The 6,581-nt window shown below is 68.9% G+C and carries 5 protein-coding genes and 1 tRNA gene; 1 reads left to right on the forward strand and 5 read right to left on the reverse strand.

Features of this window, described 5'->3' with window-relative positions:
• Positions 1-43 precede the first annotated feature (43 nt).
• From Q0309_RS04910 to Q0309_RS04930, 5 genes are all read right to left on the reverse strand, one after another.
• The gene (locus Q0309_RS04910; protein ID WP_299438058.1) at positions 44-1,537 is read right to left on the reverse strand and encodes a DUF87 domain-containing protein; all 1,494 of its coding nucleotides are present in this window, start codon (positions 1,535-1,537) and stop codon (positions 44-46) included.
• A gap of 177 nt (positions 1,538-1,714) precedes the next feature.
• Positions 1,715-2,566 (reverse strand): hypothetical protein, encoded by an 852-nt coding sequence (locus Q0309_RS04915; protein WP_299438060.1) that lies wholly within the window; start codon positions 2,564-2,566, stop codon positions 1,715-1,717.
• A gap of 2 nt (positions 2,567-2,568) precedes the next feature.
• Complete coding sequence (locus Q0309_RS04920) at positions 2,569-3,675, reverse strand: AAA family ATPase (RefSeq protein ID WP_299438062.1); 1,107 nt, start codon at positions 3,673-3,675, stop codon at positions 2,569-2,571.
• A gap of 170 nt (positions 3,676-3,845) precedes the next feature.
• The gene (locus tag Q0309_RS04925) at positions 3,846-5,672 is read right to left on the reverse strand and encodes a S49 family peptidase (RefSeq protein WP_299438064.1); all 1,827 of its coding nucleotides are present in this window, start codon (positions 5,670-5,672) and stop codon (positions 3,846-3,848) included.
• 44 nt (positions 5,673-5,716) lie between these two features.
• Complete coding sequence (locus tag Q0309_RS04930) at positions 5,717-6,289, reverse strand: peroxidase-related enzyme (RefSeq protein ID WP_299438065.1); 573 nt, start codon at positions 6,287-6,289, stop codon at positions 5,717-5,719.
• A 215-nt stretch (positions 6,290-6,504) separates the two neighbouring features.
• Here Q0309_RS04930 and Q0309_RS04935 point away from each other — a divergent pair.
• Positions 6,505-6,581: transfer RNA gene (locus Q0309_RS04935), tRNA-Arg, on the forward strand.

The following is a 6,581-nucleotide window of genomic DNA, read 5'->3' on the forward strand; positions in this document are numbered from 1 at the left end:
CGTTCGCTCCTTCCGTTTCAGGTCGTCCGCTCCCGGTGCGTCCCTATTGTTGACGCGGATACCGCCAGCGGCCGATCACCTGCTCAACATAGCTGCGGTCCCAGGCCTCGCTATCCCAACTCGCCGAGAATGACGCCGCGCCTTTCCGCGGCTGCTGATTCGCAGGCAAGAGATCGAGGTTCACACGCATCGGCATGGGCGCCGCTGCCCCGACAACCACCGCCTCGGCCATTCCAAGGGCGGGCAGCACGCCGGCCAGGTCGCCGGCATCATCGGGCAACGCGCCCCGCACGTATGTCAGGTCCCGGTCGTTGGAGAGGCGCAGGGCCATCACGGTATTGCACTGGGACAGGATCTCCGGATCGAGTTCGGACGGCCGCTGCGAGATGAGGCCCAGGCCAAGCCCGTACTTCCGCCCTTCCTTGGCGATCCGTCCCAGGGCACGCCGCGTGGCGCCAAACGCGCCGCTCCCGCCGCCCCCGCCCGCCGGCGCGTAGCGGTGCGCTTCCTCGCACACGAACAAAACGGGTACGCTGCGATCCATCGATGCGAACAACTGGAAGTCGAACACCATGCGGCAGAACAGCGAGACGACGACCTCGACCACCTCGCTGGGCACGCCCGACAGGTCGACCAGGGTCAGCGGCGCGCCGTCGGTCGGCATCCGCAACAGCGTGGAGATGACGTCCACCATGGAAATGCGCATCAGCGTGCCGGAGAACATGAACGCGTAGCGCGGATCGCCCATCAGCGTATCCAGGCGGTTGATGAGCCGCAGGTAGGGCCGCACGTTCTCCGCCCGGTTCAGGTTGCCCACCTGGTCGTCCAGCACCTTGCGCAGGTCGCTCAGGCGGTACGGAATCGGCGTGTCGACCGAGATCTCATCCGGTTTGCGGCTGCCGATCGGCGATTTGCGTTTCGCCTCCATCAGCGCGTCGAGCAGAACCATCACTTCGGCCGGCGACTCGTGAACGCGCGCACCCAGAAAAACGGACGCCAGTTCCTCCCCCGTCATCAGCCAGTAGGGCAGACTCATGCCGGCCGGATCGACGATGTGACATTGATCGCCGAACGCCCCCTGGTACTCGGCGTGCGGATCCAGCACGACAATGTGGCCATGCGGAAAATCGGCCAGGATCTTGTGCAGCAGCAGGGCCACCGTGCACGACTTGCCGGCGCCGGTGGTGCCAAGGACCGCGAAGTGCCGCCCCAGCATGTCATCAAGGTGCAAATGGGCGCGCACCTCCGGTGCCCCGTACACCTGCCCAATGGGAATCGTGACCTCAGTCGGTGGCGCGAACACCGCCGCCATGTCACGATCGGTGGCCATGGCGACCGGATCCCCGACGCGCGGATATCGCGTCACACCCCGTCGCACGGTACCAAGCTGACCATCGTCCTGGCGTTCCGCCTCGCCGACGGCCGCGATGTCGAGCGCCACCGGCCCCGCCGCCGGAGCACCGCCGGCTCCGTCCACCGCGCCCACGGTGGCGATGAATCCCAGCACCGCACCGTCGACGGTGTCGATTCGGACCATGCGACCCGGGCGCGCCTCGCGAATACCGCCCTCTCGATCACCATGGGCGGTAAATCGCGATCCCGTCACACGGGTCAGATGTCCAATGGTCTGTCCCACGCCCATCCACCCATCCCCTCCCCAAGACGCTCGGCCGGTGCGACCAGCGGCGGCGCGCCACGCCCCGCCAGCCTGGGCTCAATCGCAGCCCTCGAATGCACCGTCAACAGGGGTCTCGCGCGGCGTTTCGTCCAGGCGCTGTTTCAGTTCCTCGATCATGTGAAGCAAGATGGCGCGCCGCACGACACTCTGTTGCGTCGTGCCCCAGACCTTGGCGAACTGGCGCAGTAGCGCGTGCTCGCGTGCCGGCAGACGGACGCTGACCTGACGGCGACGCGGGCGGGTTCCCGCCTCCGACGTCCCGGCGTTGGACTCGCCCGGACCGTCGGCGCTCTGGCCGTCGGGACCGAACAGGAACACTTCCAGTTCGCCCGTGTCCTCAAGCGTGTCCGGCGCGGACCCATGAGAGGACGCCCCGGTCCGGCCCCCGTCTCCTAGTGCGATCCAGGGCGGCGGCCGCCGCTCCTGCGGGCGTTCCGGTGTCGTCTCCGTGCGGGGGGCCGGCTCCACCTTTGCCGCGCCCGAACGGACCTTCTGCCATGGACGCACTGCAGTCTCTTCCGCCGGAGCGCGGCGCACGATCATGCCAGCGTCGAAAGTTTGGCTGGAACCACCCTGCACTCTGACATCGTCCGCCGCCGGCGCAGCCTCCAGGCGTTTCGATCCGTCGACCGGCGCGGCCCGGAGGCGCGCAAACGGCGTCACAGAGGCACGGTGCGTTTGAGGCTCCGCCTGTGAGGCCGCAGGCCAGCGTGCAGGCTCGGCGTCGTCAGCGCCGTCGCGACGCGCCGGCGTCACATCCTGCTGGCCCAGCGTGCGGGCGAGCGCCTCGAACCGGTTCGGCCGCGTCAGGGGGACGCCCGTCTGCACCGCTGGCGTCGCCTCGCCCTTTCGGGAAAACAGCAGGTCAAGGCCAAAGACCGCGCTCATGGTCACGCCTCCACGCTGCCGCGACGCCCGAAGGCGTGGCGGGCCGCCAGAGCGCCCCGACCCTGGGCGGGCGCGGGCCGCACGCCGCGCGCCGCGTAGGACGGCGCCGGCGCCGCCATCGGCCGCTCCGCGCGCGCCCGGCCCTCATCACCCCCCCGACTGCCCCCCGGCACGGATCTCAAGGCCCAGGGCGCGGGTCCGCCATGCTCGCCGCCGGCCGTGTCGTCCTCCAGGTCTTCCAGGTCATCGTCGTATCCGTTGTCCGGCTCGACCGCACGCAGCGGCCGGAATCCAGGCACCGAAGGACGAGCGCCGGCCGGTGTCGCAGACACCTCCGCGACAGGCCCCGCCGCCAGACCGGCGTCAGGATCGGCGCCCTGCGGCGCGAACTCGCCCATCCCATGCGGCTGCACGTCGTATGGCGCTTCGCGAACGAAGTCCGCGAAGGCGGTCCCCCTGCGAACCACGGTCCGGCCTGGTTGACGCGCGGCACGGTCCAGCCGATCCTTCAGGTAGTCCCACAGAGTACGCATTTCCTCGGCCGAGCGCCCCTCGGGATTGACCTCCATGACGGTGCGGCCGTCGCTCATGCTGGCGGCGTATTCCGTGCGGTTGTTCACGTTCAGGGGAGCCACGGTGCCATGTTGGCTGAGGGCGACAGCGGCGTCCGACGTGATGCGGGCCCGCGCCGAGGCGGCGTTGACCACGAACACGAACGGCCGGTCCAGGCCCTCCACCAGATCGACAGTGGCCCCGGCCGCGCGCAGGTCGTGCGGGCTGGGTCGAACGGGCACCACCACCAGGTCGGCGTTCTCGACCACGCTGCGGATGGCCACCGTGATGGCCGGCGGTGTGTCGATGATCACCAGGCGAATGCCGCGCCGGTCCATCTCCGCCAGGGTCTCCGGCAACTCCGTCAGGGACGAGCGCACGAACAGCGGCGTGCTGGCTTGGCGGGCGTTCCACCACTGGGCCAGACTGCCCTGGGGGTCCGTATCGAGCATGGCCACGGGGCCAAGCCCCATACTGTCCGCCATCACCGCCATGTGGCCGGCCAGGGTCGTCTTGCCCGACCCGCCCTTCTGCGATGCGAAAACGATGACCTGCATGACGCGACGTCCTTCCTGACATGGCGGAGGGAAAGACGGTCGGTGCCCGGCCCTGTTCACCGGGCCCGACTGTCCAGACCGCAGGGTCAGGATAGGCCCGCTTCCGGAACGCCACAGTGACAGCAGTCACAAGGGCCGGACCGCCAAGGGGTTCGCCGGTGTCGCCGGACTCAGGGCGCGCCGCTTGGGCGCGTCGGCCCCCGATACAGCAACCCCGGCTCAGCGCTGGGCGGGGGGGCGAGACCATCGAGCGAGGTCACCAGCGGCCGGACAAGCCCGATCAGGTGCGCCAGCGTCCGCAGGTCGTCGTCGGTCAGGCCGGCCAGGGCGTTGGCCAGTCCCGGCACCCCCCGGGACTCCAGCAGGCGCATCAGCCGATCCAGCGGATCCAACGGCGCCGGATAGGGCGCGACGACAACGGGCTCGTCGGGCGGCAGGGCGGCAGCCTCGCGAGCGTCCCGCAGGGCATCCCTCAGGCCGCCGATCCGGTCCACAAGGCCCAGGTCCACGGCATCGGCGCCCGTAAACACCCGGCCACGCGCCGCCCGATCCAGACGCGCGCCGTCGAGGTCGCGGGCGGCGCCGACACGCGCGGTGAAGTCCGCGTAAATGGCATCAAGACGCTTGTCGAGAGCGCGTTGCGCCGCCAGGGAAAACGGCGTGTTGAGGCTCCACATGGCGGCGTTGCGGCCCTCCGCCAGCCGCGCCCAATCAACGCCAATGTCGTCCCACAACTCGCGCGCCACCGGCTTGCCCGCGGCGACGCCGATCGAGCCTGTGATGGTACCGGCCGACGCCAGAATGCGGTCGCCCTCCAGGGCGATGAAATAGCCGCCGGAGGCCACGGTGTTGCCCATCGAAACAATGACCGGCGTCCCGCGTTCCCGGGCATGGGCCACGGCCCGCCGTGCGGTGTCGGCGGCCACGTAGTCGCCGCCCGGAGAGTCCAGCCGCAGGACGATGGCCGCGACACGCTCATCCTCCACCGCTGACCGCACGGCGGCGGCCAGATCGTCGGCCCGCAGCGCCGTGCCCCCGCCAAAGCCCGGGCCGTCCTCGCCGCCGCCAGGCAGAACCATGCCGATCCCATGCACAAGGGCGATTCGCCGCGCGTTTTCAGACTCCGGATCGTCGCGCCGCGCCATGTAGTCGGCCACGGAGAGACGCGGATGGTCCCCCACCGCCTCGGCCAGAGCTTCACGGAATTCGTCGATATAGCCGGCCGTGTCCACCAGACCCGCATCGACCGCCTCGTCGACGAGAAGGGGCGCCCGGTCGATCGCGCTGCCCAGATCCTCAAGCGACAGTTCGCGCGCGGCCGAGATGCCGGCCTGAATCTGGTCGAACCACGACACCACCAGGCGGCCCATGTTTTCCGCCACCGGGGCCGGAATGGACTCCTCCGACAGCGCGGCCAGAACCCCCTTGTACTCGTGCCGCGCCGAGGATTCGAAGGTCACACCCAGGGTCGAAAGGGCCTCGGCCGCGAACGGCAATTCCATGGCCACGCCCGTCAGCCCCACCTCGCCCGACGGCTGCATCCAGATCTCGCCGAACGCCGAGGCCAGGTAATAGGCCAGCGTCCCGCCGCCGGCCGCCGGCATGGTATCGGCGAAGACATAGGTGGGCTTGCCATTGGCACGAAAGGCGTGCACGGCCTCGCGCACCTCTTGCGCTTGCGCGATCCCCATCGCGGGCGAGCGCACGCGTGCCACCAACCCCTTCACGCGGTCATCGGCGGCGGCGCGCTCCAACCCATCAAGCAGCGTGCGGAGCGTCATCCCGTCGCCGCCCTCGCCCGGCAACCAGGAGATCGGTTCGTCGCCCTCGGCAATGTCTTGATCAAGATCGACCATTAGAATCATGCCGTCCGGCAGCGGATCGGGCTTCTGGACCAGACGCGGCACAATCAGGGCCGCCGCGCCGACCATGATTACCGCAAACACACCGACAACCGCCAGCAGCCAGACGATCATCTTGCCCAGGAAACGAAACATGCCGGAAGAGCTCCCTTGGTGGGGCGCGGTCCCGTCGCGCCGGCTCAACGGTCCATGGCGTGGTAGTCGGCGTTGGGGATCATATCCGTACCGTGCGCCATACGGTTGGTGTAGTTGAAGAACGCCGCAACGTCGCAGATGTCGAAGAGGTCGTCCTCCGAGAAGCCGACATCACGCAGACGCTGACGATCGGCCTCACCGATGTCCTGCGGCGCCAGCGTCAGCGCCCAGGCGAAGTCCAGCATGGCCCGCTGGCGCGGCGGCAACTCGGCCACACGATAGTTCATCACCATCATCTCGCCAAGCTGCGGGTCCCCGGAGAGCGCCCGCACCGCCTGCCCGTGCGCCACGAGGCAATAGTAGCAGTGGTTGGCGCAACTCACCACCACCGCGATCATTTCCCGCTCCAGCTTGGACAGGCCGGACTCGCCCAGCATCAGCGTGTTGTAGAACTGGGAAAAGGCCCGCAGCTTGGCCGGATTGCCCGTATAGGCGCGCAAGACGTTGGGGACAAGGCCCAGCTTTTCCGTGCACTTGTCGAAATAGGCTTGCAGGTCGGGCTCACCGGCGCAGCGGTCGGGGATATCCAGGCGGGTGACGTGCTCGGGCTGGGGCATCGGTGAGACTCCTGAATTGGCGGTGTGTCAATGAGATCCGTCAATGGACGGGCGCAGTGTAGACGCAGTTGTCGCCGCCGCCAAATCCGCGTCCATCGCCCAACGCCCAGCGCCCAACGCCGCGCCCCAAAACACCCCGTTGCACCGACACAGCCGATGGGCTACTGTCCGTCTCCCTCGCGGTAGGACCCGACGCCGGTCCTCTTGCCGCCGATGCGCCCGTAGCTCAGCTGGATAGAGCGTCGGCCTCCGGAGCCGAAGGTCAGAGGTTCGAATCCTCTCGGGCGCGCCA

The sequence above is a fragment of the uncultured Rhodospira sp. genome (assembly GCF_937138205.1).
Classification (GTDB): Bacteria; Pseudomonadota; Alphaproteobacteria; order Rhodospirillales; family Rhodospirillaceae; genus Rhodospira.

Bases quoted from the DNA above. Each gene is read 5' to 3' on its own strand.
- Q0309_RS04910 (WP_299438058.1), bottom strand. From the start codon at position 1,537: ATGGTCCGAATCGACACCGTCGACGGTGCGGTGCTGGGATTCATCGCC.
- Q0309_RS04915 (WP_299438060.1), bottom strand. From the start codon at position 2,566: ATGAGCGCGGTCTTTGGCCTTGACCTGCTGTTTTCCCGAAAGGGCGAG.
- Q0309_RS04930 (WP_299438065.1), bottom strand. From the start codon at position 6,289: ATGCCCCAGCCCGAGCACGTCACCCGCCTGGATATCCCCGACCGCTGC.
- Q0309_RS04920 (WP_299438062.1), bottom strand. From the start codon at position 3,675: ATGCAGGTCATCGTTTTCGCATCGCAGAAGGGCGGGTCGGGCAAGACG.
- Q0309_RS04925 (WP_299438064.1), bottom strand. From the start codon at position 5,672: ATGTTTCGTTTCCTGGGCAAGATGATCGTCTGGCTGCTGGCGGTTGTC.